We start from the raw sequence: 1,368 nt of genomic DNA, 5'->3' as shown, positions 1-1,368 counted from the left end.
ATTAGGCAAAGTCCTCAATGAACATTTTGATTTACAGATTCCTGAATCTGAAGTGGCATTTCTTGCAGTCCACATTCAAACAATGAAAGAACATAAGGAAGAAAAATGTGAAAAAAAAGTTCGGGTTCTACTTGTTTGCAGCAGTGGTAAAGGGACTTCGCAATTATTAGCAGCTCGAATCCGTAAAAATTTTCAAAGAATTGAAATCTAGATGTGTATAAGAGACAGAGATGTGTATAAGAGACAGAATGAAAACTACCATTTATGAAGATTTGGTTTTATCCACAGTAATCTTAAAACTTGACACCATTCCAACATACACTCTAGATGTGTATAAGAGACAGGTAAAATTCACTTCAATAAAGTGATTACTATAATTTATCTAAATATAAAAACACATACAATAACACATTAAATATGTTTTGTATGTGTTTTTATAGTATTAATCACTTTACATTTTAATTGATTAAAGTCATTATCGTATGTAGCAATATCTACGACTAAATCTATAGACTCTTGTTGATTTAGAGTTAAAAGATAGCCATTAATTTTTAAAAAGACATAAGTTGCTAGAAAAGCCGTTCGTTTATTTGCGCTGTAAAAAGGATGTTTTTTTATCAACTGTATAATTAAAATAGATGCTTTTTCATAAATTGAAGGATAAACTTCCTCACCAAAAGCAGATGATCTGAGTTGCCCCACACACATCTCTAGAGCGTTAAGATCTTTTACCTCAATAGGTTCATTTGGCGAATATCTTTTTATTTGAATCACATTCATCTTTATTATGTCTTTAGCAACCAAATATTTTATAGTCATTTGTCAACAAGCTCTTTAAAAGTAGAATCATATTCTACTAGCGCTTGAGATATTGCTACATCAATTTCATCAGATAAAGTTTGTTTTTTAGTAATCGCAGATCGAAGCTTATTTTCATCTAAATAAACCGTGTCTCCAGGATTCAACCCGTTTTCTTTTAGGAATTCTTTTGAAATTGTTAACACTACTGAATTACCTACTTCTCTAAATTTTCTTTCTTTAATCGACATATTTCTTCCTCCTACATCTTCGTATATACAGTATATACGTCTGGTGATGTTAAATCAACTTTAGAATCCCTCCACTTCACTATGATTAAAAAAATGTTTTTGCTAAATACTTATCTAAATCTAAAAATAGTGGAACCAAAATGTACAAGGAATAGCCATGCTATGATTATTTGACAGCCTTAATTAAAGAACTGTCTCTTATACACATCTAGATGTGTATAAGAGACAGCTAAAAATGACATCCATATTTTTTGAAATAGAAGCAAGAGAAGCATAGATAATTGGATGTTGCGAGACTGACTTTTAGACGGTTTCAAAA

Annotated in this window: 2 protein-coding genes and 1 pseudogene; 1 reads left to right on the top strand and 2 read right to left on the bottom strand. The window is 30.5% G+C overall.

The genetic code is table 11. The features are described 5' to 3' along the window. A pseudogene (locus A5844_RS14155) lies at nt 1-211 on the top strand (PRD domain-containing protein); the annotation flags it as partial. 200 nt (nt 212-411) lie between these two features. Here the strand turns inward: A5844_RS14155 and A5844_RS03780 are convergent. Both A5844_RS03780 and A5844_RS03775 read right to left on the bottom strand, forming a co-directional pair. Next, complete coding sequence (locus tag A5844_RS03780) at nt 412-819, bottom strand: type II toxin-antitoxin system death-on-curing family toxin (RefSeq protein WP_086283944.1); 408 nt, start codon at nt 817-819, stop codon at nt 412-414. Then, a complete protein-coding gene (locus A5844_RS03775) occupies nt 816-1,049 on the bottom strand; it encodes an AbrB/MazE/SpoVT family DNA-binding domain-containing protein (protein ID WP_086283943.1) in 234 nt (77 codons plus the stop codon). Before A5844_RS03775 ends, A5844_RS03780 begins: the two co-directional genes overlap by 4 nt. Between the last annotated feature and the right edge of the window lie 319 nt (nt 1,050-1,368).

It is taken from the genome of Candidatus Enterococcus wittei, assembly GCF_002140175.1.
GTDB lineage: Bacteria > Bacillota > Bacilli > Lactobacillales > Enterococcaceae > Enterococcus_B > Enterococcus_B wittei.
Note: the sequence above shows the minus strand (reverse complement) of the source record. Positions and strands in the feature narration are given on the sequence as shown.

Coding starts and splice junctions, on each gene's coding strand:
- A5844_RS03780 (WP_086283944.1), bottom strand. CDS start 819: ATGACTATAAAATATTTGGTTGCTAAAGACATAATAAAGATGAATGTG.
- A5844_RS03775 (WP_086283943.1), bottom strand. CDS start 1,049: ATGTCGATTAAAGAAAGAAAATTTAGAGAAGTAGGTAATTCAGTAGTG.